Annotated in this window: 19 protein-coding genes; 8 read left to right on the top strand and 11 right to left on the bottom strand. The window is 72.7% G+C overall.

Annotated elements, in window-relative coordinates; translation table 11 throughout:
• Positions 1-14: 14 nt before the first annotated feature.
• The 10 genes from IFR11_RS13050 to IFR11_RS13005 all read right to left on the bottom strand — a co-directional run bounded on the left by IFR11_RS13050 (position 15) and on the right by IFR11_RS13005 (position 12581).
• The gene (locus tag IFR11_RS13050) at positions 15-2822 is read right to left on the bottom strand and encodes an FAD-linked oxidase C-terminal domain-containing protein (protein WP_191916435.1); all 2808 of its coding nucleotides are present in this window, start codon (positions 2820-2822) and stop codon (positions 15-17) included.
• Positions 2819-3817: a 1-phosphofructokinase family hexose kinase gene (locus tag IFR11_RS13045; protein WP_191916434.1), complete on the bottom strand. Its 999-nt coding sequence runs from the start codon at positions 3815-3817 to the stop codon at positions 2819-2821. The genes IFR11_RS13050 and IFR11_RS13045 overlap by 4 nt, the downstream gene beginning before the upstream one ends.
• Entirely contained in the window at positions 3814-4641 is an 828-nt protein-coding gene (locus tag IFR11_RS13040; RefSeq protein WP_342030303.1) for a class II fructose-bisphosphate aldolase, read from the bottom strand. Before IFR11_RS13040 ends, IFR11_RS13045 begins: the two co-directional genes overlap by 4 nt.
• 171 nt (positions 4642-4812) lie before the next feature.
• Complete coding sequence (locus tag IFR11_RS13035; protein ID WP_191916433.1) at positions 4813-5802, bottom strand: ABC transporter substrate-binding protein; 990 nt, start codon at positions 5800-5802, stop codon at positions 4813-4815.
• A gap of 41 nt (positions 5803-5843) precedes the next feature.
• On the bottom strand, positions 5844-6926 hold the full coding sequence (locus tag IFR11_RS13030) for an ABC transporter permease (protein WP_070409270.1): 1083 nt from the start codon (positions 6924-6926) through the stop codon (positions 5844-5846).
• Positions 6923-7702, bottom strand: a complete 780-nt coding sequence (locus tag IFR11_RS13025) for an ATP-binding cassette domain-containing protein (protein ID WP_070409269.1) — start codon at positions 7700-7702, stop codon at positions 6923-6925. The genes IFR11_RS13030 and IFR11_RS13025 overlap by 4 nt, the downstream gene beginning before the upstream one ends.
• Before the next feature lie 2 nt (positions 7703-7704).
• A complete protein-coding gene (locus tag IFR11_RS13020; protein ID WP_197979081.1) occupies positions 7705-9123 on the bottom strand; it encodes an FGGY family carbohydrate kinase in 1419 nt (472 codons plus the stop codon).
• The gene (locus IFR11_RS13015; protein WP_197979083.1) at positions 9120-10160 is read right to left on the bottom strand and encodes a class I mannose-6-phosphate isomerase; all 1041 of its coding nucleotides are present in this window, start codon (positions 10158-10160) and stop codon (positions 9120-9122) included. Before IFR11_RS13015 ends, IFR11_RS13020 begins: the two co-directional genes overlap by 4 nt.
• Complete coding sequence (locus IFR11_RS13010; RefSeq protein WP_191916432.1) at positions 10157-11497, bottom strand: LacI family DNA-binding transcriptional regulator; 1341 nt, start codon at positions 11495-11497, stop codon at positions 10157-10159. Before IFR11_RS13010 ends, IFR11_RS13015 begins: the two co-directional genes overlap by 4 nt.
• A gap of 85 nt (positions 11498-11582) precedes the next feature.
• On the bottom strand, positions 11583-12581 hold the full coding sequence (locus IFR11_RS13005) for an aldose 1-epimerase family protein (RefSeq protein WP_191916431.1): 999 nt from the start codon (positions 12579-12581) through the stop codon (positions 11583-11585).
• A 128-nt stretch (positions 12582-12709) separates the two neighbouring features.
• On the opposite strand from IFR11_RS13005, the gene IFR11_RS13000 reads away from it, so the two are divergent.
• The 5 genes from IFR11_RS13000 to IFR11_RS12980 all read left to right on the top strand — a co-directional run bounded on the left by IFR11_RS13000 (position 12710) and on the right by IFR11_RS12980 (position 18517).
• Positions 12710-13549 (top strand): class I fructose-bisphosphate aldolase, encoded by an 840-nt coding sequence (locus tag IFR11_RS13000; protein WP_191916430.1) that lies wholly within the window; start codon positions 12710-12712, stop codon positions 13547-13549.
• Positions 13546-14703 (top strand): Gfo/Idh/MocA family protein, encoded by a 1158-nt coding sequence (locus IFR11_RS12995; protein ID WP_191916429.1) that lies wholly within the window; start codon positions 13546-13548, stop codon positions 14701-14703. Before IFR11_RS13000 ends, IFR11_RS12995 begins: the two co-directional genes overlap by 4 nt.
• 200 nt (positions 14704-14903) lie before the next feature.
• Positions 14904-15899 (top strand): LacI family DNA-binding transcriptional regulator, encoded by a 996-nt coding sequence (locus tag IFR11_RS12990; protein ID WP_055840007.1) that lies wholly within the window; start codon positions 14904-14906, stop codon positions 15897-15899.
• A 166-nt stretch (positions 15900-16065) separates the two neighbouring features.
• Positions 16066-17214, top strand: a complete 1149-nt coding sequence (locus IFR11_RS12985; RefSeq protein ID WP_191916428.1) for a nucleotidyltransferase family protein — start codon at positions 16066-16068, stop codon at positions 17212-17214.
• 229 nt (positions 17215-17443) lie between these two features.
• Positions 17444-18517 carry a glycosyltransferase family 4 protein gene (locus tag IFR11_RS12980; protein WP_191916427.1) on the top strand — a complete coding sequence of 358 codons (1074 nt, stop codon included), beginning with the start codon at positions 17444-17446 and terminating at the stop codon, positions 18515-18517.
• A gap of 37 nt (positions 18518-18554) precedes the next feature.
• Here IFR11_RS12980 and IFR11_RS12975 read toward each other — a convergent pair whose 3' ends face one another.
• Positions 18555-19652 carry a glycosyltransferase gene (locus IFR11_RS12975; RefSeq protein WP_191916426.1) on the bottom strand — a complete coding sequence of 366 codons (1098 nt, stop codon included), beginning with the start codon at positions 19650-19652 and terminating at the stop codon, positions 18555-18557.
• A gap of 138 nt (positions 19653-19790) precedes the next feature.
• Here IFR11_RS12975 and IFR11_RS12970 point away from each other — a divergent pair, with 138 nt between their 5' ends.
• The 3 genes from IFR11_RS12970 (at position 19791) to IFR11_RS12960 (ending at position 23852) form a co-directional block, all read left to right on the top strand.
• Positions 19791-20693: an SDR family oxidoreductase gene (locus IFR11_RS12970; protein ID WP_191916425.1), complete on the top strand. Its 903-nt coding sequence runs from the start codon at positions 19791-19793 to the stop codon at positions 20691-20693.
• A 217-nt stretch (positions 20694-20910) separates the two neighbouring features.
• Positions 20911-22305 (top strand): alpha/beta fold hydrolase, encoded by a 1395-nt coding sequence (locus tag IFR11_RS12965; protein ID WP_191916424.1) that lies wholly within the window; start codon positions 20911-20913, stop codon positions 22303-22305.
• Positions 22302-23852: a GMC family oxidoreductase gene (locus IFR11_RS12960; RefSeq protein ID WP_191916423.1), complete on the top strand. Its 1551-nt coding sequence runs from the start codon at positions 22302-22304 to the stop codon at positions 23850-23852. Before IFR11_RS12965 ends, IFR11_RS12960 begins: the two co-directional genes overlap by 4 nt.
• The last annotated feature ends 109 nt before the right edge of the window (positions 23853-23961 follow it).

Genomic DNA, 23961 nt, shown 5'->3' with positions numbered 1-23961 from the left:
CGGGGCCTGACGCCTCACGCGCCCGACCGCGTCGCCCGCTCCAGCAGCTCCAGCACGTGCACGTACGACTCCCCCGTCGCCTTCGTCATGCCCAGCTCGCAGGTGCGGTTGCACGAGGCGTACGCGTCGGCGCCCCAGCCGGCGACCTCGGCCGCCTCGGGAGCGGTCGCGGCCTCGGTCAGCTCCGGGTGCAGCATGCCGCGATCGCCCGCATACGCGCAGCAGCCCCAGGCGTCGGGAACACGGACCTCGGATGCCACGACCGCACCGATCGCGCGGAGTGCCGGGTCGATGCCCAACTGCGTCGACGAGCAGGTCGGGTGCAGCGCCAGCAGCTCGGCCACCGGTGTCGGGGTGAGACGCGGAAGCAGATCGGATGCCGTGAAGGCCACGGCATCCAGAACCCGGATGCCGTCGTCGCGCAGCGTCGCCGCGAACCCCTCGGTGCAGCTCGACGCGTCGCACACCACGGGGAGGGCGCCGTCGCGCGTGGCCGCTCGGACGGCCGCACGCACGCGGGCCGACATGGTGGCGTGCCCCTTCGCGTAGCCCTTCGACGACCACGGGGTGCCGCAGCACAGCGCGTCGATGCCGTCGGGGACGACCGCCGAGACGCCGGCGCGCTCCAATAGCCGGGTGAACGCCGCGGTCGCGCCGATGCCCTCGGAGGCGCCGAACATGCTGCCCACGCAGGCCGGCAGGAACACCGCCACGGGCTCCACGCCCGCCGCGCCGACCCGAGACCCCAGCGACCGCCGCGACGCCCCACCGGCGGGAAGCTCCGCCGAGTACCGCGGCACCGTGTCGGCGCCGAGCACCGCGCGGGCGGCATCCGTCACCGTCCGCACGAGCGGCGTGGGCAGCGCCGCGGCGACCGTCAGCGCGGCGGATCCCGCGCGCGTCACCGCTCCCCATCCGGTCGCCGCCGCCGACCATCCCGCGGCCAGCACCGGGTTGGCATCCTCCCGCCGGAAGCGCTTCATCAGCGTCCCGGTGTTGATGAGCACGGGGCACGCCGTCTGGCACATGCCGTCGACCGCGCAGGTCTGCACGCCGTCGTAGTCGTAGTCGCGCTCGAGCTCCGCGACGAGAGCCCCGTCGCCGCGCTCGCGGGCTGCGGTCGACGCCCTCCGCACGACGATCCGCTGGCGCGGCGTCAACGTGAGCGATCGACTCGGGCACACCGGCTCGCAGTATCCGCACTCCACGCACCGGTCGGCCTCGGGCTCGATCGACACGGGCGTCTTCAGGTCGCGCATGTGCGCGCCGGGGTCGTCGCTGATGATCACGCCCGGATTCAGGATGCCGCTCGGGTCGAGCAGACGCTTCAGCTCGACCATCACGTCGTACAGTTCGTCGCCATACTGCCGGCGCACGTACGGCGCCATCGCGCGACCGGTGCCGTGCTCGGCCTTGAGGTTGCCCCCGGCGTCGAGCACCAGGTCGACCATCGCCTCGGTGAACCCCTCGAACCGACCGAGCGCTTTCGCGCCCTCGAAGCGGTCGGTGAGCATGAAGTGGATGTTGCCGTCCTTGGCGTGGCCGAAGATCACGCTGTCGGAGTAGCCGAATCGCGCGAACAGCTGCTGCAGCCCTTCGCAGGTGTCGGCGAGACGCGCGACGGGCACGACCACGTCTTCGAGCAGCGCCGTCGTGCCCGAGGGGCGGGCCCCGGCGACCGAGGCGTAGAGGCCCTTTCGGAAGGTCCACGCGGCGGCGCGCTGCACCGGGTCACGGGAGAAGACGGCCGCGTCGAGCAGGTCCTCACCGGCGAGCACGTGTGCGCCCGCCCCAGCGAGCTCCCGGAGCGCGGGAGCGTCGTCCGCGTGGTACTCCACGAGCAGCGCCGCCTGCGTCGTGGCCTCGAAACCGTGGATGGCGGCGGGAGTGCCGGCCAGACGCTGTCCGACGCGCAGGGAGGTGGCATCCATCAGCTCCAGCGTCGCCACTCCCGTCGACACCAGGGCGGGAAGAGCGCGGGTGGCCGCGTCGAGCGTGGGGAACACCGCGAGCGTCGTGGCGACGGCCGGGCGGATCGGCACCGTGCGGAACGTCGCCTCGGCGACGAACGCGAGCGTCCCCTCGGATCCCACCGTGAGGTGCGCGAGCAGAGCCGCCGGGGTGTCGAAGTCGAGGAACGCATTGAGGGCGTAGCCCATGGTGTTCTTCATCGCGAACTGCCGCCGGATGAGCGAGACGCTCGCGGCATCGCCGACCACGCGCTCGCGCAGCCGCATCAGTCCGGCGACCAGCGCCGGCTCGCGATCGCGCAGCACCGCGTCGGCGTCGGGGGCGGCCGTGTCGACGACGGTCCCGGATGCCAGAACCAGCACCAGTCCCTCGAGGGTGCGGTACGAGTTCTCCTCCGTTCCGCACGCCATGCCGCTGGAGTTGTTCGCCACGACCCCGCCGATCGTGCACGCCGCTTCGCTCGCCGGATCGGGGCCGAGCCGGTGCCCGTGCCGCAGCAGACGCGCGTTGACCTGGCGCACCGTGGCGCCCGGCTGAGAGCGCACGCGGCGCCCGCCGTCGAGCACGTCGATCCGCCCGAAGCCCTGCCGCACGTCGATCAGCAGTCCCGCTCCCGACGACTGCCCCGACAGGCTGGTGCCGCCCGAGCGGAAGGTCACCGCGGTGGCCGAGGCGGTGGCCGCCCGCAGGATCGCTCCCACCTCGGCCGCGTCGGCGGCGACCACCACGGCATCCGGGGTCAGCAGGTAATGGGAGGCGTCGTTGGCGTAGGCGACCCGGTCGATCGCGCGCGTGCGCACGCGCGACACGTCGGCGACGGCCGCGGCGATCTCGGGCGCGAGGACGCTCACGCGTCGCCCTCCGGGTTCAGAGCGCGAGTGAGGTCGGGCTCGGTGTCGACGAGGGCCCGGATGCCCTGGGGCGGTCCCGCGACGAGGGTCGACGCGTGCGCCACCGCGTGGGCTCCCCACTCCGCGGCCGAGGCTGCGGCCACCGCGAGCGGGTCGGCGCCGGCCGCCGCCGCGGCGGGCGCGCGGGTGAGACCGAGCAGGAACCCCGCCAGGGCGGCATCCCCCGCCCCCGCCGTGTTGGCGACGTGCGGGGCCTCGGCGCGGGCGAAGACCACCCGCTGATCGGTGACGGCGAGCAGGCCGTCGGCGCCCATGCTCGCCAGCACGATGCCCACGCCGCGCGCGACGATCTCGCGCGCGGCAGTGACGACGTCGCCCAGGGTGGTGAGGGGGCGCCCGACCGCAGCGGACAGCTCGTCGACGTTCGGGGTGAGCAGGTCGATGCCGGCGGGGTCGGCGAGCAGCGCGTCGAGCGCGGCTCCGCTGGTGTCGACGGCCACGCGGGCACCGCGCTCGCGGGCCGCCGCGCGGACGGCGGTGAGGTCGACGAGGGCGTGGGTTCCCGCGAGCTCCGGCAGGCTGCCCGAGATGACGAGCCAGGGCTGCTCCCGCGCGGCGAGCTCGTCGCGCACGGCCGACACCGTGGCATCCCACGCCTCCGCCGACAGCGGCGGGGTGGGGGCGTTCACCTTGGTGGTCGCTCCGTCGGCGTCGACGATCGACGTGTTCACGCGTGTCGCGCCGGGAACCTCGACGATGCGCAGCAGGGGGGCGGTGAGTCCGCAGCGCGCGAAGCGCACGTCGTCGGCGCCGAGCACCACGACGGCGGCCGTGGGCGCGCCGCCCGCGGCGAGGGCGGCCGAGACGTTGACGCCCTTGCCGCTCACCTCGCGCGTGTAGCTGTCGGCGCGGGCGAAGGCGCCGCGGCGCAGGATGCCGACGCGGTAGGTCGCGTCGATGGCCCCCGCCGCGGTGAGGGTGACGATGCCGGTCATGCGCCGCGTCCGGTGATGACGTCGAGCAGTCGATGCACTTCGCCCGCGACCGCCGCGCGGCCGGGCGAGAGCCAGCGGCGCGGGTCGATGGCATCCGGGTCGCGGTCGAGCTCCGCGCGCACCGCGGAAGTCAGCACCTGGTTCAGGTGCGTGCCGACGTTGACCTTGCGCACGCCCGCGCGCACGGCGCCGTCGATCCCGGCGTCGGCGACGCCGCTGGAGCCGTGCAGCACGAGGGGCACGGACAGGGCGGCGGAGAGGTCGGCGATCAGGGCTTCGTCGAGCCGCGCCGTACGCTCGCGCATGGCGTGCTCACTGCCGACCGCGACGGCGAGGGCGTCGACGCCGGTCTCGCCGACGAAGCGCACGGCCTCGGCGACGTCGGTGCGGACGCCCGGTGCGTGCGCGCCCTTGCCTCCGATCTCGCCCAGCTCGGCCTCGACCCAGGCGCCCGCTGCGTGCACGCGTGCAGCGACGGCGGCGGTGCGGTCGAGGTTCTCGGCATCCGGCAGGTGGGCCGCGTCGAACATGACCGACCGGATGCCGACGGCCAACGCCTCGTCGACGAGCGACTCGTCGGTGGCATGGTCGAGGTGCACGACGACGGGCACCCGGGCGGCCTCGGCCAGCCGCAGCGCAGCGGAGGCCGCCGGGGCGAGCCCCCCGTGGAACGCGATGGCGTTCTGCGACAGCTGGAGGATCACGCCGCGGTCGGCGGCTTCGGCCCCGGCGACGATGGCCTCGGCGACCTCGAGGGTGATGAAGTTGAAGGCCCCGACCGCGCGGTGCGCGGCGAGCAGTTCGGGCATGTCGGCCAGCGGCACGGCGGTGTCTTTCTCGTCGGTGGTGATCGGCGGCGCTTCGCGCGCGCGTGAGTCGCCAGCAGGTGTCGCCGATGTGGTGTCCGAAGCGACGAAGTGCGGCGACTCATGCGGAGGGGGGAGGGGGATGCCGGGACCCCCACGCGGATGTGGGGGCCCCGGCATCCGGGGGTGTCAGCAGGTGGACTTGTAGACCGCGTCCTTGCCGTCGGTGTCGATGTTGTCCTTCGTGAGGATCGTGAAGCCGGTCTGGATCTTCTCCTCCGTCGCCTCGCCCTTCAGTGCCGCGATGGCCTGCTTCACACCGTCGGAGCCGATGGTGGCGGGCTCCTGCGCGACGAGCGCCTGGACGGTGCCGGCCTGGAGGGCCTTGACCTGGGCGGGGCCGGCGTCGAAGCCGACGATGGTGACGGCGCCCTGCTTGCCCGCCTGCTGCACACCGGTGGCGGAGCCCTCGGCGGCGAACAGGTTGGCGGCGAAAATACCCACGATGTCGGGGTTCTTCTGCAGCGCCGCGGTCACGATCTCCGCAGCCGTGGAGGGCTCGTTGTGCGAGTACTGCACACCCACGGATTCGAACTTCGAGTCCTTCGCGACCGCGTCCTCGAAGCCCTTCGCCCGCGCATCGGTGGTCGAGATGCCGGGGTCGACCGAGACGACGAGCACCTTGCCGCCGTTCGGGTTGGCCTCCTGGATGGCTTCGAACGCGCCCGCTCCGCCGCCCTCGTTGTCGGACGAGATCTGCGAGACCGCGCCCGAGGGGTCCTCGAGCGTGGTGTCGACGAGCACGACCTTGATGCCCGCCGCCTCCGCCGCCGCGATCGGCGCCTGCATGGCCGACACGTCGGTCGGGGCGATGAGCAGCGCGTCGGGCTTCGACGCGACGATCGCGTCGACGATCGGCTTCTGCAGGGTGGGGTCGAACTTCTCGGGACCCTGGGTGGTGACGGTGGCGCCTTCCTTGGCGGCTTCGTCCTGGATGCCGCACTGCATGGAGATGTAGAACTCATCCCCCGCGACGCCCTGCACGAACGCGATCTCGTACCCGCCCTCCGCGCCGCCCGACGCGGAGCCCGACGAGGCTCCGCCGGAGCACCCGGCGAGGACGAGGGTGGCTGCGGCGCCGAGGGTGGCGAACGCGAGAACCTTGCTGTTCCACTTCATTGTGATGACCGTTCTCTCTTGGTGGGGTCGGATGCCGGGCCTCAGCCGCGGCGTCCTCCGCTGACGAACTTTCGCCAGAGGCTTTGGGTGTTGCCGCGGGTCGCGGCGGTGCGGCGTACCTGGTCGACGTAGACGGCGGTGATCAGCACCGCACCGACGGCGACCTGCTGCCAGAACGGCTGGACACCGGTGATGACGAATCCGTTCTGCAGCACGGCGGGGATGAAGAGGCCGACGACGGTGCCGAAGATCGTGCCGACACCGCCGAACAGGGACGTGCCGCCGATGACGACGGCGGCGATGACGTTGAGGTTGGTCTGCGACTGTCCCGCGATGGCGGTGGTCGAGAACTGTGACAGGGCGAGGATGCCGGCGAGGCCCGCGAGTGCTCCCGACAGGGTGTAGACCGAGATGAGGTGGCGGTCCACCTTCACGCCGACGCGGCGGGCGGCGAGCTCGCTGGAGCCGACGGCGTAGGTGTAGAGACCGAACTTCGTGAAGTGCAGCACGATCGCACCGATCACGACCACGACGAGGGCGATGACGCTGATGATCGGCAACGACCCGAACACGTTGCCGTACCCGATCGACACGGTCAGCACGGTGGGCACGTCGCGCACGTCGACACCGCCGGTGAGGATCTGCGCGAGGCCCAGGGCCATGCCGAGCGAGCCGAGCGTCACGATGAGCGGCGGGATCTTGGCTTTGGCGATGAGGAAGCCGTTCAGCAGCCCCCAGCAGACGCCGCTGAGGATCGACACCAGGATGCCGATGGTGGCGACGCCCCACCCTTCACCGCCGAGGGCGCGCATCACGAGGGCCGAGACGACGCCGGAGAACACGAGCACCGAGCCGATGGAGAGGTCGATGCCGGAGGTGATGATGATGTACGTCATGCCGACGCCGAGGACGGCGAGGATCGAGGCGTTTTGGATGATGAGGCGGAAGTTGGACCACTGGGCGAACGAGTCCGGCGCCAGGGCGCTGAAGATCAGCACGATGACGATGAGGATGATGAGGATCTGGAAGGCCTGCGCCTTCAGCAAACCGACGAAGAAGTTCGGTTTTGAATCGTCGAACGTGCCGATGGCGACGGTCTCCGTCGGAGGTGTCGTGGTGCTCATTTCTGGTCGTCCTTCGTGACGGCGCCGGTCATGAGCCCGACGAGTTCTTCCATGGAGGTCTGTTTCGCGTCGATGTTCGCCACACGAGTCCCCAGGCGCAGCACCTGGATGCGGTCGCACACCTCCATCACGTGCGGCATGGAGTGGGAGATCAACACCACCGCGATGCCCTTGTCCCGCACCCGCCGGATCGTCTCGAGCACGTTCTTCGTCTGACGCACACCGAGAGCAGCGGTGGGCTCGTCGAGGAACACCAACCGCCCCGCCCAGTGCACCGCACGAGCGATCGCGATCGCCTGCCGCTGCCCACCCGACATCTCCCCCACCGGCGACGTCAACGAACGCACGGTCGCCCCGAGCTCATCGAACGCCGCCCGCGAGGCGACGGCCATGTCCTTCGTCTTCATGAACCCCAGCGCACCCGCCAGGCCCGGGCGACGGATCTCACGACCCAGGTACATGTTCTGCACCGGATCGAGGTGCGGGGCGAGCGCGAGGTCCTGGTAGACCGTCTCGATCCCCAACGCCGACGCGACCTGCGGGTTCGACATCTCGATCGGCTGCCCATCGAAGAGGATCTCGCCCTCATCGACGGCGAGATTGCCCGACAGGGCCTTCACCAGCGTCGACTTCCCGGCGCCGTTGTCACCGATCAGGGCGGTGACCTCCCCCGGATAGACCTCGAAATCCACATTGCTCAACGCCCGGACGGATCCGAACTGCCGCGACAGTCCCCGCGCCTGCAGCACGGGAACGGCGGTGGTGACTGACGACATCGTCAGCTCCTTTCGTTGGTGAGAAGAGGGCTCTCGTCCGCGACGAGAGAAGAAGAGAGGAACGCCTCGGCGACGTCCTCGAAGGACCGGGATGCCGCGTCGGCGGCGAACGCGGCGAACAACGCCGCGCCGTACGCGGTGCCCTCGTCGTGGGTCGAGACGGTGACCGCGGGCAGCAGCGCCGAGCGCGAGCGCACGACGGACGCCATGGTCGACCAGCCACCGGTGAGCACCGTCGAGGTGGGCGGTGCGACTTCGCGGTCCATCACCGCCATGCACTCCGCGAGCATCTCGTTGCCGTGGCGCAGGCTGGCCGCGAACAGTTCGGCGGGGCTGAGTCCGTCGCTCTGCGCGACGATCCTGAGCACGCCGTCGTCGTTGCGGGCGCCCGACACCTCGAGACCGCCGTCGGCGAGCGTGCCGTCGACGGGAAGAGCCACGGCCGCGTCGTCGATGACCGCGCGTCCCGTGGCATCCGTGATCCCGAGCATCTGCAGCACGCGCCGCATGAGCAGTCCCGACTTGGTGCCCGCGAGCAGCACGTACTTGCCCGGGATGACGTGGCGCACGCAGTTGATACCGGCGTGCGCGAGACGCTCGCGCGCGGCGAACGGAAGGGTGTCGTCGAGCACGCGCACGAGCGCCTCGGCGGTGCCCATCGAGTCGTACAGCTGTCCCGTGTGGGTGGCGCCGACGGCGACGGCCGAGACGAGGTGGTCGTGCCCCGCGATGGTGAGGGCGGCGCCGCGGAAGCCCGCGGGCATGGCCGGGTCGCTGAGCGTCCCGACCGCTTCACCGGCGCTGACGCGAGCGCTGAGGATCGTCTCGTCCACCCCGAGCACGTCGAGCGCCGCCTGCCAGGGGGTGCTGTCGTCCTGGTCGATGAGTCCGGTGCGCGAGACGAGCGAGTACTCCGCCACGCGGGGCCCGCCGAGGGCGTGCACGACGAACTCCGGAACGTTGAGGAAGGTGGTCCCGGCGAGCGCGATCCCGCGGTCCCGCAGGTGCAGGAGCTTGGCGATGGATGCCAGGGGCCCGACCGGCAGCCCCGTGCGGCCGGGGAACTCGGCGCGGAACGCGTGGGGTGTCGCCGCGATCTGAGCGGCGCCGCGCGGGTCGAACCACGCCATGATCGGGGCGAGCGCGGTGCCGTCGGCGTCGAGCAGCACTCCCGCCTCGGCCATGCCCGACACCCCGAGGGCGACGATGCGATAGCCCGCGTCGAGGCGTTGGTCGGCCTCGGCCGCGAGCTCGCGGACGACGGCGATGGCGCGGTCGGCAGGCATCTCGGCCTGACCGTGGTCGAGGTTGGTCCAGGGTGAGCGGCGGCTCACGACGAGCACCTGGCGCCCGTCTGGGGTGGCGACCAGCAGCTTGGTGCTGGTGCTTCCCATGTCGATGCCGACGACGTAGTCGCTCACCGCACTCCTCCCCCGCGCAGGGTCCCGGGCCAGCCGGCGCCGGGCGCCGCGACGAGCACGTCGGCCTCCCCCGCCAGGCGCCAGGCGCCGAAGGCGTGCGGGACGGCGTAGACCTGCCCGCGCTCGACGTCGACCGAGCCCGCGTCCGACACCAACGCGCCGGACCCTTCGCGCACCAGCACCACCGCGAAACCGGCTTCACGGGCGGCGGTCTCGCCGGCCGCGTCGAACAGGCGGAAGTACGGGTCGGCGGCGGCGGGCAGCAGCGAGCGGAAGTCGGTCCCCGCCGGCGTCGTGCCGGCCGTGCTGATCAGGGCGTCGAGGGCTGCGGCGTCGAGCTTCTCGGTCGACACGGCGGGCATGACGGCGTCGAAGCCCAGGTCGAGGTGCGATTCGTCGCGGGTCGAGGTCGTGACCGACCACTCGAGCAGGATCGAGAAGTCGGTGGGCTCCTGCACCTCGGCGACGAAGATCCCGCCGTCGATCGCGTGCACGGTGCCGGCGGGAACGAGCACGCCCATCCCGGGGCGGACGACCACGCGGTTCATCCGCGAGAGCATCCACTCGCTGTCCTGCGCGTCGCGGCGGCGGTCGAGCTCGTCGCGGTCGACGGCCTGGTTCCAGCCGACGTGCACGGCGCAGTCGTCCTCGGTCTCGAGCACGTACCAGGCCTCGGTCTTGCCGTACGGGCAGTAGAGGTGCCCGCGCGCGAACTCGCGGTCGGGGTGCACGTGCACGGGAAGACGCTGGCGCGCGTCGAGCAGCTTGACCAGGATGCCGAGATCCGCGGCGTCGCGTCCGCCGCGGGCCCCCACCCACGCGGCGCGGTCGGCCGTGACCAGGTCGCGCAGGAACGCGCCGTCCTCGGCGATCGCGAGGCCGATGGTGTCGGAGCCGAAGCGCGAGACGGTCGAGCCGAGCCACTCCTCGGGCTGGCGGTCGGTCTCGGGCACGATGCCGCGGAGGGCCGCGATGCGGTCACCGCCGAGGTAGAAGTGCTGCACGGGGTTCGGGGGCAGCAGGACGGGCTTCATCACGAGGCTCCGATCGGTTCGGAGGACGACACGGCGGCGACGCCGGAGGTCTCGGTGCGGGCGAGGGCGAAGGCCGTCGCCACGAGCGCCGCGGCGGGCTCGATCACGGCGACGGAGAGGGGGGCGGCCTCCGGCGGGGCGGGCTGCTCGGCGGACGCCGACGGGGCGGGCTCCCCGGCAGGTGCCGAGGGCACGGCGGGCGCGGCGGGCCGCCCGGCGGACGTGGGCTGCGCGACGGACGCCCCCTCCGCGGCGACGGCGCCCACCGGCGCGGCGACGGCGGGCAGGAATCCGGCACCGACGCCGACCTCGCCCGATCCCCGCGGGACGAGGCGGGTCGGCACGACGATGCGCGCGGGACCCTCGTCGGGGCGCGCGGCGCGCTGCCGCAGCAGGCGGAACGCCGCGACCGCGAGCAGGCGCGGGTCGTGGTCGACGTAGGTGATCGCCGGCTCCAGCACCTCGGCGAGGGTGAAGTCGCCGAACGAGATGAGCGCCGGCATGCGCAGGCCCTTCGCGCGGATCGCCCGGACCGTTCCGATCGCCGCGAGGCTGGTCGCGCAGAGCAGCGCGGTGGGGGCGTCGCCGCGTTCGAGCAGGCGCGAGGCCTCGGCGGCCTCGCCTCGGCCGAAGCGCTCGTGGGTGACGACGAGCGAGGGGTCGAACGGCAGACCCGCCGCTTTCAGAGCCGAGCGGTAGCCGGCCAGGCGATCGTCGACCGTGGGATAGGGCACGTCCTCGCCCATGAAGGCGATCCGACGGTGCCCGTGGGCGACGAGGGCGGCGGTGGCCTCCGCGGCGGCGCCGAAGTCGTCGATCACGACGGCGTCGATACCCGGGCGCGAGCGGTCGATGCAGACGACCGGAAAGCGGGTGCGCAGCCCCGCGAGGGTCGCGGCGTCCACGGCGACGGGCGCGACGATGAGGCCCGCGAGGCGGTGCCCGGTGAGGCGGTCGAGCTGGGTGCGCTCGTGGGCGGCGTCGTAGCCGGTGCTGGCGAAGATGACGCTGAGTCCCTCGGCGACGGCGAGCTCTTCGACGACGCTGACGAACGCGGCGAAGAACGGGTCGCTGATCGCGTCGATCAGAATGCCGATCGTGTCGGCGTCGCGCCGCTTGAGTTCCCGAGCGCTGCGGTCGGGGACGAAGCCCAGTTCGCGCACGGCCCACAGCACGCGATCGCGGGTGGCGGGCAGCACGCCGGCTTCGTCGTTGACGACACGGGACACCGTCTTGGGGCTGACCCCCGCGGCCGTGGCGACGTCGATGAGTCGGGCGCGCGGCCGGGGCGCCATGGCCTCGGTGGCCGCCGTGGCGGCCGGTCGCTCGTCGTGCGTCATCGCATCTCCGACATCGTTGTCATTGGGGACGAAACCCTCGGGCGGGCTGCGCTGGAGTCAGCATGAGCCCGATGGGACAACGTTGTCAAGTCACGGAAGCATCTCGGATGACAGCGATGTCGAGACCGAGCTCCCACGAGGCTCCGGGGGCGAGCGGGCGCAGCAGCCCCCTCGCCCGCGCGTCGCCACGACCGAGGATCGTCGCGGCCGTCGCCGGCTCCACCCCGAGCACCACCCCGCCCTCCTGCGCCACGCGCCACTGGAACATCCCCGGCAGCACCGAGGTGTCGAACGAGATCCGGATGCCGAGCCCCGACGGCGCGATCACCTCGGCGCTCACCCGACGGTCGGTCGGCAGATCGTGCGCGAACACCTGCTCGGGGTAGTGCGCGACGGGTTCGGGGAACTCCGCCCACGACGACAGTCCCGCCTCGGCCGCGGCGTCACGCGGCTGCACCCCCGTGGCGGGAGAGCGCAGCACCGAGCCCGTCGCCACCAGCGGCCAGCCGAGGTTGACGTGGTACAGCACCATGGGCTCCACCTCGCGGGAGCCGCGGTTGACGATCTCGTCGCGCAGCTCGATCCGCCCCTCACCGAGCGGAACCCGCACGCTCCGCCGCAGCTCCAGATGGGCGCCGAGCACCGTGGCCTCCACGACGACCGCCTCGACCACCACGGCGTCCGGGGTCACCTCGGCCCGGGTGACGGATGCCGAGAGCCCGCTGTACCGCCCATGCTGGGGGTGCTCCCCCTCGGCGTCGACCGACGGCGGGCCGAACGACAGCAAGCCGCAGGTCGTGACGAGGCCTCCCCCGAACGAGGCTCCGAAGCCCCCCGCTCCCGGCCGCGGCCAGCCCGTGGGCGACACCCAGGCGAGCGGCACACCACGGTGACGCACCTGACCCAGATCGAGGCCGCGGTCGGGCAGCAGCTCGACCTCGAGGTCGCCCGCGATCATGCGCAGGCGCCGGGTTCCGGCATCCGGTCCGTCGGTGCGCACCGATGCCTCCACGCTCGCGACCTGCGCCGTGCACCCCGCCCTGCGGCGCGCCTCGTCGATCGTCGATCCGTACAGCTCGCCCATGAGCCCCGCCTTCCTCGCCGTTGCGCGGCCCACGTTAGCAGCCGTTGACAACGTTGTCTCGCGCCCCGCATACTGACGGTCGAGCGCAGAGCCGCGCCCCGACCCGACGTCTCGGAGACCCACACCCCATGTCGAAACCCCGCCTCCACCGCCTCTTCAACGCGACCTCCGGCCGCGCGCTCGACGTCGCCGTCGACCACGGCGCGTTCCACGAACACGGCTTCCTCACCGGTATCGAAGACATGGCCGCCACCGTCGCGACGCTCGTCGAAGCCGGCCCCGACGCCGTGCAGCTCACGCTCGGCCAGGCCCCGCTGCTGCAGAGCGTCCCCGGCAAGCAGAAGCCCGGCCTGGTGCTGCGCACCGACATCGCCAACGTGTACGGCGACCCGCTCGAATCCCCCCTGCACAGCATCCACGTGCCCGACGCGATCGAGGTCGCCGTGCGCCTCGACGCCGTCGCCGTGTGCGTGAACCTGCTCGATCTGCCCGGGGAACCCCAGGTGCGCGAGCAGTGCATCCGGTCGATCCTGGCTCTTCGCACCGACGCCGAGCGGTACGGGATGCCGCTGATGATCGAGCCCCTCGTCATGCAGACCAAGCCCGGCAGCGGCGGGTACGGCGTCGACGGCGACACCGCCAAGATCGTCACCCTCGTGCGTCAGGCACGCGAGCTCGGCGCCGACCTCATCAAGGCCGACCCCACCGACGACATCACCGAGTACCACCGGGTGATCCAGGCCGCCGGGGATACCCCCCTGCTGGTCCGCGGCGGGGGGCGCGTCGACGACCGCACGCTCCTGGAGCGCACGCGCGCCGTGCTCGAGCAGGGCGCCCGCGGCATCGTCTACGGCCGCAACGTCATCCAGCATCGCGACCCCGCCGGCATCACCGCGGCCCTCATGGCCGTCGTGCACGACGACGCCTCGGTCGACGAGGCCCTGAGCCTGATCGGCGGTGCCGCATGACCGGCAAGAAGGTGGGCATCGGCATCATCGGCGGAGGGCTGATGGGCCGCGAGATCGCCGCGGCGCTGCGCCGCTGGCCCGCCCTCATCGACCACCCCGTCGAGCCCGAGCTCGTGGCCGTCTGCGACATCAACCCCGCGGCGCTCGAATTCTTCGAGCGCATCGACACCGTGCAGCTGACCACCACCGACCACCACGAGCTGCTCGCCGACCCCCGCGTCGACGTCGTCTACATCGCGGTGCGCCACGACCTGCACGAGCGACTGTACGTCGACACCATCCGCGCGGGCAAGGCGCTGCTGGCCGAGAAGCCGTTCGGCATCGACCGGGCCGCCGCCGACGCGGTCGTCGCCGCCATCGCGGAGAACCCCGTGTCGTTCGTGCGGGTCTCAAGCGAGATGCCGTTCTTCCCCGGCGCCCAGTGGGCCGTCGACTACGTGCGCTCGGGAGCCCTGGGCCGCATCATCGAGGCGAACTGCTCGTTCCTGCACTCCAGTGACATCGACGTGGACAAGCCGTTGAACTGGAAGCGGCAGAAGCAGTTCTGCGGCGACGCGGGCGTGCTCAACGACCTCGGCATGCACACCTGGCACGTGCCGCTGCGGCTGGGGTGGACGCCCGAGAAGGTGGTCGGCATCCTGCAGGACATCGTCACCGAGCGCCCCGGTCCCGACGGCACCCCGCAGCCGTGCGACACCTGGGACAACGCCGTGATCCACTCCTGGGCCCGCCACGACGGCGCCCCCTTCCCGCTCACCACCCAGACCAAGCGCATCGCGCCGGGCCACAAGAACACGTGGGAGTTCGAGGCCATCGGCATGTCGGGCGGCGTGCGCTTCAGCACCAAGAACCCCAAGCAGGTCGAGGTCTTCGCCGTCATCGACGTTCCCGGCGTCGGGCGCGAGCAGAGCTGGCAGAAGATCGACGCGGGCAGCCAGTCGGTGTGGCCCACGGTGACCGGAGCCAACTTCGAGTCCGGCTTCTCGGATGCCATCCTGCAGATGTGGGCGGCCTTCCTCGCCGAGTACGTGGGCGAGCTCGGCGACGGCTTCGGCTGCGTCCGCCCGGATGAGGCCGCGCTGACGCACCGGCTGTTCGCCGCCGCCATCGCCTCGCACGAGACCGGCACGCTCGTCGCTCCGAGCTCTGTCTGACCTGCTCCCGCCAAACCCGTTGAGTGTCCAGGACTCGCCGCATCCGTCGCGCTGGCAGCGGCGTGTCTCGGACACTCGACGGGCGCATCAGCCCCCGCCGACGCGCGGATCCCGAAGTCGGCCCGCCCGGATTCCGAAGTCGGCCTGCCCGGGTCCCTATGCTCGGAGGATGCCGTGCCCGACGGCATCCGAGGAGACTCATGCGCAAGACCGGCCGCCCCACGATGGTCGACGTGGCCGCCGACGCGGGCGTGAGTCTCAAGACCGTCTCGCGGGTCATCAACGGCGAACCGAACGTCGACCCCGCGATGACCGAGCGGGTTCAGTCGGCCGTCGCGCGACTCGGCTACCACCGCAACGCCCTCGCCGCGAGCCTGCGCTCCGGCAATCGCGACACCGTGGGCTTCATCGCGGCCGACCTGTCGAACACCTTCTACATGGCCGTCGCCGCCGCCGTCTCGACCGTCGCGGCCCGCGAACGCATGCACCTGGTCATGGCCTCCAGCGAAGAAGACGCCGACACCGAGCGCACCCTCGCCCTCGACCTGTGCCAGCGTCAGGTCGGCGGACTCATCGTCGTGCCCACGGCCGACGACCACTCCTATCTGCGGCGCGAGGTCGAGCTCGGCACTCCGGTCGTCTTCCTCGACCGTCCCGGCAGCGGTGTGCCCGCCGACGCGATCCTGCTCGACAACCGCGGCGGGGCGCGCGCCGCCGTCGCCGAACTGCTCGAGGCCGGACACCGTCGCATCGCCGTCCTGATGGACGCCCGCGGGATCTACACGATGGCCGAGCGCTGGGCGGGGGTCCACGAAGCCTTCCGCGCCGCGGGACGCGAGCCCGATCCCGCGATGGTCGTCGACGGCCTCCACACCCCGGCGGTCGCCCGTGAGGCGATGCAGCGCCTGCTCGACCTCGACGATCCGCCCACGGCCGTGTTCTGCGCGAACAACCGCGTCACCATCGGCGCGCTCGAGGCCATCCTGCCGCGCGGAGCCGACGTGGCCATCGCCGGCTTCGACGACTTCGAACTCTCACGTCTGCTCCCCCGGCGCATACGGATCGTCGACTACGACGTGGCCGACCTCGGCACGCGCGCGGCCGAGACGCTCCTCGCCCGCAGGGCCTCTCCCGCGACGGGGTCGCACACGCACCTCGTTCCGACGCGCCTGGTGGACCGGGGCGGCGTGCGCTGAGTCGACGCGCCTCGCGCACGTGCCGTGGCGAGGGAACGCGCGTCGCGGGTGATGTCGCGGACGAACTTCTCGTTGCCGTCCGACGGCGGAGGGCGCACATCGATCCGCGCGCGCCGTGGCACGCGGAAGAGTGAGAGATCGCCCACCACCCACCCGGGAGCGATGCATGAGTTCTTCCCCGCCCGCCGAGGGGTGGTTCGCGATCGCCCACGGCGCCCTCGACGTGGGGGGGTCGGCCCTGTTCGACGCCGGTGCCCAGATCCTGATGGTCCCGGCCGACCCCGGTGATGCCCTGTGCCTGGTGGGCGCGGGCGCCGCCCTCTGGCGTCGGCTGATCGACCGGGCCCCCGTCGGCGACGCCGACCTCGACCCGGCGGAGCGCGAGATGCTGGCCCAGATGAGCGTCGCGGGCCTCGTCTCCCGCGATCCCTCCCACCCCGCGCGAGTGCTCCGGCTCGACCCGCCGACGCTGTCGTCGCCGCTGCACGAGCTCGTCTACGCCCTGACGGCCCGCGTGGCCGCGCAGCACGGCATCCCCTGCGTGTTCACGAAGGGCCCGGCGCTCTTCCTCCAGGGGTTGCGCGAGCGCGAGCACTCCGGCGACGTCGACGTGTGGTGCGACCCGGCGCAGGGCGACATCCTGGCCGCGGCCCTCGAACCGTGGGGCTGGTCGCGCGAACCCGATCCGTGGCGCGGCACCTCGGTGCACCACACCGCCACCATGACGCCACAACGCTGGGGCTGCGAGATCGACGTCCATCGCCGATTCCCCGGGCTCACCCTCGCCGACGCCGACGCTCTCGCGATCGTGCTCCGCGACGCCGAGCCGATGCGCTTCGCCGGCGTCGAGATCCGGGTGCCGCGCGCCGACACGCACGCCGTCCTGGCCGCCGTGCACGCCGTGCGCCCCGTCATCGGGGCGGGACCGCGCACGCGGGCGACGTCCGACACGGCCGCCCTGCTGCTCGCCCGGGCACCCGGTTCCCTCGATCGCGCGCGCGAGCTCGGCGCGGTCGGCGTGCTGCGCGACGAGCTCGCACCCCTGGCTCCCCCGGGGTCGCTCGACGGCGACCACGGCGTCCCGCGCGACTGGGCCTGGCGCGCCGAGTCCAGCCGGGCCCGCGCCTACTGGGCGGCGCTTCGGGGCGAGCCCCCGACGACGCGGGCGCGTCTGCTCCTGCGCTTCGTCTGGCCGCCCGACGACATCGCTCTCGCCTCGGCCCGCCGCGCGGGTGAGGCCACCGACGACCCCGACCGGGCGCGCCGCCGGCGCCTGGTGCGGGGCCTGCGCGAATGGCTCCGCGCGCGCGGGTGACGACGCGCCCGGCGTCGAGGGGTGAGGAGCAGCGTGAACGAACGGTGAGCACCGCCGCCGCGCGTATCCCCCTCCGCCGACGAACCCGGGCGCGGCCCGCGCTTCACCCGGGTGCTCACCTTTCGGGGCGCGCGAACCGCGGCGAGCGCGGCGCCGAAGCTGAGACGTCGTCGCACCGTGTGTGCCCGCCCTCCCCGCTCACCGCCGTCTCACTCCGGAGCCCTCCCGCATGTCTGCTTCCGACACCCCGCTCGTCGTCAACGGCCGTTTCCTCACCCACCCCACGACGGGGGTCCAACGATTCGCCCGCGAGATCGTCCGCGAACTCGCCCCCCTCATCGACGTCGTGGTCGTCGCCCCACCGGGTCGTCTCCTCGACGCCGACCTGGGCGTCGAGATCCGACAGGTCGGACGCCGCGGCGGTCACCTCTGGGAGCAGATCGATCTGCCCGCGCACCTCCGCCGGTCGGGCACTCCGCTGCTGCTCGGCCTGGCCACGACCGGACCGGTGCGCTATCGGCCGCAGATCGTCGCGCACCACGACATCACCTACGTGCGTCATCCCGAGAGCTTCGCGCGATCGTTCCGCCTGCTCTACCGCGCCTTGATCCCGCCCCTGCTGCGCTCGAGCGCCCGCGTCATCACCGTGAGCGGGTTCTCGGCGCGCGAGATCGCCCTGCATTATCGAGTGCCGGCCGACAAGCTCCGCGTGGTCGCCAACGCCGTCTCGAGCGACTTCCCCACCGACGGGCCCGCGCACGACGAGGGGTCCCCGTACCTGCTCGCGGTGTCCTCACCGAACCGTCACAAGAACTTCGACGCCCTGCTCACGGCCTTCGACCGGGCCGACCTGCGGCAGATACGCCGCCTGCTCATCGTCGGCAACCAGGCGAAGGCCTTCCACGCGTCGATGAGCGCCACCGCCGGCGACCGGGTGCGCTTCCTCGGTCGCGTCGACGACGACGAGCTCGCGCGCCTGTACCGCGGCGCGACGGCATTCGCCTTCCCGTCGCTCTACGAGGGCTTCGGGATCCCCCCGCTCGAGGCGCAGCGCATGGGGACGCCGGTGCTCGCCGCGCGGGCGGCCTCTCTTCCCACCGTGCTCGGCGACTCCGCCCTTTGGGTCGACCCGAGCGACCCCGACGACATCCGCCGGGGGATCGAGCGCCTCGACGGCGACCCCGCGCTGCGGGCCGAGCTCTCCCGTCGCGGTCGCCTGAACGAGAGCCTGTACTCGTGGGCCGACTCCGCGGCGCGCGTGGCCGCGATCGTGGCGGAGGTGCGCGCCGAGCTCCGCCCCTGACCGGCGCGGTTCCTCGGGCGCGCCCGCCGGCAGCCCCTCAGCGAGACCCGCCGTCGGCCACCTCGCCGAACCACGCGCGCTCCAGCGCCACCCGCTGCGCCCGCGCGGTGCGGTCCCGGAGGTAGGCGCCCCACGCCGCGTGATTCGCGTCGCTCCACGCCCCGAGCCGGCCGGCGCGAACGGCATCCACGAAGCCGCCGAGACCCTGCTCGATCGTCAACGCGGGCGCAAGCCCGGGCAGGGCGGGAATGGCGCGCGCGAGGATCGGCGCCCCCACCGCGTGGGCATCGAGCAGCGCGATCGGGAATCCCTCCCACGCCGCGGTGTGCAGGTAGAGGTCGAGCTCTCTCAGCTGCGCACCGACCTCGGTCGCGGGGAGCCATCCGGTCACGTGCACCCGCGGCTCGTCGTGCACCGCGGCGGCGGCTCCCCCGTCGGCGCTGCCGATCCACCGGGCCTCCACCGGTTCGGCGAGCGCCGCGCGCAGCTCCTGCACCCGCGCGCGGAAGTAGTCGGGGTCCTTCTGGGCCGCCCAGCGTCCCAGCATGCCCACGCGCAGCGACGCTGCCGCCGTCCGCGCCCGCCGAGCGGCGATCGGCGCGGCGGCGTCGGGAAGCGACGAGACGTTCGGGACCGTGACGATGCGCTCCGGAGGGACACCCAGGCCGAGAGCCTCGGCGCTCTCCCCCGGGCCGCACGCGGCCACGATGGTGGCGCGCCCGCGCAGCAGCGTCTCGACGGCGCGGAAGGCCGCGCGCACCGGTGGGGCGACGTCGGTGCGCACGAAGGCGTAGCAGTGGGGGGTGTAGACGACGCGGGCGCGGCGCGGTGCTCCCCACAGCCGGAGGTACGCACCCGGAAAGGTCGAGTGCGCGTGCACCACGTCGAACGACGCGGTGCGCAGCAGGTGTCGCAGCCCGAGAACCGCCCGCCCCACCGATGCCGTGTCCCACTCCCGATGGCTCGCGGTGGTTCCTTCCCACACCGCGGCGGGGGCGCCGTCCGAGAACGGCGCGGCGATGACGTGGTCGACGCCGGCCGGGGAGTTCGCGACGTAGGTGCGCACCGCGACGGGGACACCTCCCGTCACCCGGTCGACGAGGTGCAGGACACGGCGGGGCGCGGGGGCGGTCACCCGTCGACGCTAGGGATCCTCCGCGCCGTCACCGGCGGGCGAGGGCGGCGGCGCCCCCGGGTGAAGCGTGGCGTGCGCGGCATCCGCACGTCCGTCAAGGCCCCGACCCACACGGGGGCCGGTGCGTACCGTCGGGCCATGACTTCCGCTCGCGACCAGTTCACCTTCGACAACCCGGTCACCCGCTACGCCCGCGTCGAGCCGCCCGTTCAGCATCAGCCCGAGCCCGGCGTGCAGGCAGACATGACCCCCGTGCCCGACCTCGGCGAGAAGACCTACCGCGGCCTGGGCCGCCTGGTCGGACGCAAGGCACTCATCACGGGCGGCGATTCCGGCATCGGCGGGGCCGTGGCGATCGCGTTCGCCCGCGAGGGCGCCGATGTCGCGATCGTTCACCTGCCCGCCGAGCAGCGCGACGCCGACCACATCCTGCAGCAGATCCGGGATGCCGGGCGCACGGGCGTCTCGATCGCGATCGACATCTCCGACCCGAGCGCGTGCCGCGAGCTCGTCGCCCAGGCCGCCGAGGCGCTCGGTGGCCTCGACGTCCTGGTGAACAACGCGGGCAAGCAGGTGATGGTCGACAAGGTCGACGACCTGTCCGACGAGCAGTTCGAGCAGACGTTCCGCACGAACGTCTTCGCCCCGTTCTGGATCACCAAGGCCGCGCTCGCGCACCTTCCCGAGGGCGGCACGATCATCAACACCGCGTCTCTCGAGGCCTACGTCCCCGCCCCCGACCGCCTCGACTACGCCGCCACCAAGGCGGCGATCAACAACCTGTCGAAGGGCCTCGCCCAGCAGCTCGCCCCCCGCGGCATCCGGGTCAACGTCGTCGCCCCCGGTCCCACGTGGTCGGCACTGCAGGTGAGCCAGGGCGTCTCCGACGACCAGATGGAGCACTTCGACGACGAGAGCACCTACCAGCGCGCGGGGCAGCCCGCCGAGATCGCCCCGGCGTTCGTGTTCCTGGCGTCGGCGGAGTCGAGCTACGTCTCGGGCGAGACGTTGAACGTGAACGGCGGCATGGTCACGCCCTGACCGGCCCGCCTCGCGCCCGGCCCCGCCCCGGGCCGAACTCCTGACTTCTCCACCTCCGCCGATACCGCGCGCCCTTCACCCGCCCGGTGGCGCCGGTTTCTCAGGAGTTCGGCCCGCATCCCGCCGCCACCGCCGCGAGGCCCGCGGCGCCCTTGCGCAAAACGTCCCGATCCGCAACCGACCCTTCCGCACCCCTGCGGTAGGCGAGCGTGAAGACATGCCCTCCGAGAACGCCGCCGCCCCGCGCGAGGCGCCTGTCACCCTGTACATGCTGCACGCGCTCGGCGCGAGCGCCGACTCCTTCGATCGCGTCGCCGCCCAGCTCTCGGGCCGGGTGCGCGTCGAGGGCATCGACCTCCCCGGCTTCGGCTCGGCGGCCGCGGCCGCGGACTCCTCGCTCGACGCCACCGTCGCCCACGTCGTCCGCCACCTCGCGGCACACGCGCGCGGCCGCTGGATGCTGGGCGGCCACAGCATGGGCGGCAAGATCGCCGCACTCGTGGCCTCCCGGATCCTGCGCGGAGACGCCCCCCTGGTCGGGCTGAGCGGCATGGTGCTGATGGCTCCGTCGCCCCCGCGTCCCGAGCCGATGGACGAAGAGCGTCGCGAGCTGATGCTGTCGTGGGTGTCCGACGGCGCGATCTCCGAGACGGATGCCGAGAGCTTCCTCGAGCAGAACACCGCCGAGCCGCTCGATCCCGAGGCCCGCCGCCTCGCCCTCGCCGATCTCGGGCGCACCTCTCCCACCGCGTGGCGCGCGTGGCTCGAGACGGGCAGCCGCGTCGACGCGACCGCCGAGGTCGGCACCCTCGACCTCCCGGCGCTCGTGCTCGCGGGCACCGACGATGCCGACCTCGGAGCCGCGGCGCAGCCGGGTCTGCTCGCCGCGGTGTACCCGCGCGCGCGGTTCGTCCTCCTCGACGACACGGGACACATGATCCCCCTGGAGCGTGCAGCCGAGGCCGCCGACGCGATCGCGGGCTTCGCGACCGACGAGGCACTGCTCGGCCCCGTCGTCCCCGCCGAGTGGGCGAACCTCATCGCCGGCGACCGCGTCGATGCCCGCGTGCGCGGCATCCTGAACCGTCGCGCGGTTCCCGACGACCGCGGTTACGCCCCCGCCGTGCTCGACGTCGCGCAGTTGATGCTGCTCCGCGAGATCGCCGACATCGTCGTCCCGCAGGAGGGACCCGCGATCGACCTCGCCGCCCGCGTCGACGCGCAGCTCGCGCGCGGTGAGGGCGACGGGTGGCGAAACGCCGACCTGCCGCCCGACCCCGACGCGTATCGAGCGGGGCTCGACACCCTCGCCACCGTGTGGCCGACCGATCCCGTTGCGCGCGAGGACGTTTTGCGCGCGGCGATCGAGGGAAAGACGGAGGCGACGGGCTCTTTCGACGCCGCCCAGGTGACGGTGTGGCTCGAAGACGCCCGCAACGACCTCGTGCGGCAGTGGCTGGCCCACCCGGCGAGCATGGCGCGTGTCGGCTACGACGGGTTCGCCACCGGCGGCAGTCCGATGCGCGGTTACGTGGAATTGCGGCTGGGACGCCGAGAAGACTGGGAGCCCGCCGGTGTCGGCGGCTCGATCGCGGCGGGAGACGCAGCATGAACCTCGAGCAGATGCGCACGTTCACCGACGACGAGATCGTCGACGTCGTCGTCATCGGCACGGGCGCCGGCGGCGCGCCCCTGACGGCGGAGTTGGCGGGCAAGGGCCTCAGCGTCGTGACGCTGGAGGCCGGACGCCACTTCTCGCTCGACGAGCTGACTCCTGACGAGGCCGAGGCCGTCGAGATCAACTGGATGTCCGAGCGCCTCAGCGGCGGCGACGATCCCACCGCGTTCGGACCCAACAACAGCGGGCGCGGCGTCGGCGGCTCGATGCTGCACTGGGGGGCGTTCACGCCCCGTCCCGACCGCCGTGACCTCAAACTGCGCACCGAGTCGGGTCAAGGCCGCGACTGGCCCGTCGACCCCGACGAACTGCTGGCCTATGTCGAGCGCGTCGAGGGCGACATCGGCGTCTCCGGCCCGACGCCGTACCCGTGGGACCCCAGCCGCCGGTACGCCTACGCGCCGGCGAAACGCAACGCACCGGCGAACCTCGTGGCGAAGGGCTGCGACGCCCTCGGCATCCGCTGGGCCGACGCGCCGGCGGCCGTCCTCACCCGGGCGCGCCTGCAGGATCACCACGGCGAGCGCGGCGCGTGCATCAACTGCGGCGAGTGTCACCAGGGATGCCGGACCGATGCCAAGGCCTCCACCGCCAACACGTATCTGCCCGCGGCGGTCGCCGCCGGGGCCGAGATCCGCAGCGAGGCGATGGTGCACGGGATCGAGCTCGACGCCCGCGGCCATGTCGAGGCGGTCGTCTACCGCAAGGACGGCGTCGACCGACGCCAGCGCTGCCGGACCCTCGTGTTGGCCGGAGGTGGGGTCGAAACGCCCCGGCTGCTGCTGCACACGGGTGTGGCGAACGACAACGGCCAGGTCGGCCGGAATTTCCTCGCCCACGGGGCAACGCAGGTGTGGGGCCGGTTCGACGAGCCGGTGCGCGGGCACCGCGGGTATCCGTCGTCGCTCATCAGCGAAGACATGATGCGCCCCGCCGATGCGGACTTCGCCGGCGGCTACCTCGTGCAGAGCCTCGGCGTCATGCCGCTCACTTTCGCCACCACGCTCACCCGCGGGGGCGGCCTGTGGGGTCCCGAGCTCATGCAGCGTCTCGACCAGGCGCGCTTCATGGCCGGCATCGGCATCAACGCCGAGTGCCTCCCGTCCGACGACAACCGGCTCGAGCTGGTCGACGAGACTGATGAGTTCGGCATCCCTCGCGCTCGGGTGACGTTCACCGCGGGCGAGAACGAGAAGGCGATCGACCGCCACGCCACCGCGTTCATGCTGCGGGTGATGCAGGCTGCAGGAGCGCGCGAGACGATGGTGCTGGCCCGCTCGGCGCACACCATAGGCACGTGCCGCATGTCGGTCGATCCCTCCGACGGGGTGGTCGACGCCAACGGTCGCTCGCACGAGATCCCCAACCTGTGGATCTGCGACAACTCGGTCTTCCCGTCGGCGATCGCGGCGAACCCGGCGCTGACGATCATGGCCCTGTCGCTGCGCACCGCCGACCGTATGCTCGCCTCAGCCGCCTAACCCGCCCCCGCCGCCACCCCGCCCGCCCGCCGCCCACCCCCTGTTGAGTGTCCAGAACACGCCGCGGGGCCCGGTGCGCGGGCGGCGCGTCATGGACACTCAACGGGCT

It is taken from the genome of Microbacterium sp. CFBP 8801 (genome assembly GCF_014839455.1).
Lineage (GTDB): Bacteria > Actinomycetota > Actinomycetes > Actinomycetales > Microbacteriaceae > Microbacterium.
The sequence above is the reverse complement of the archived record's forward strand: the minus strand, read 5'-3'. Positions and strand labels throughout refer to the sequence as shown.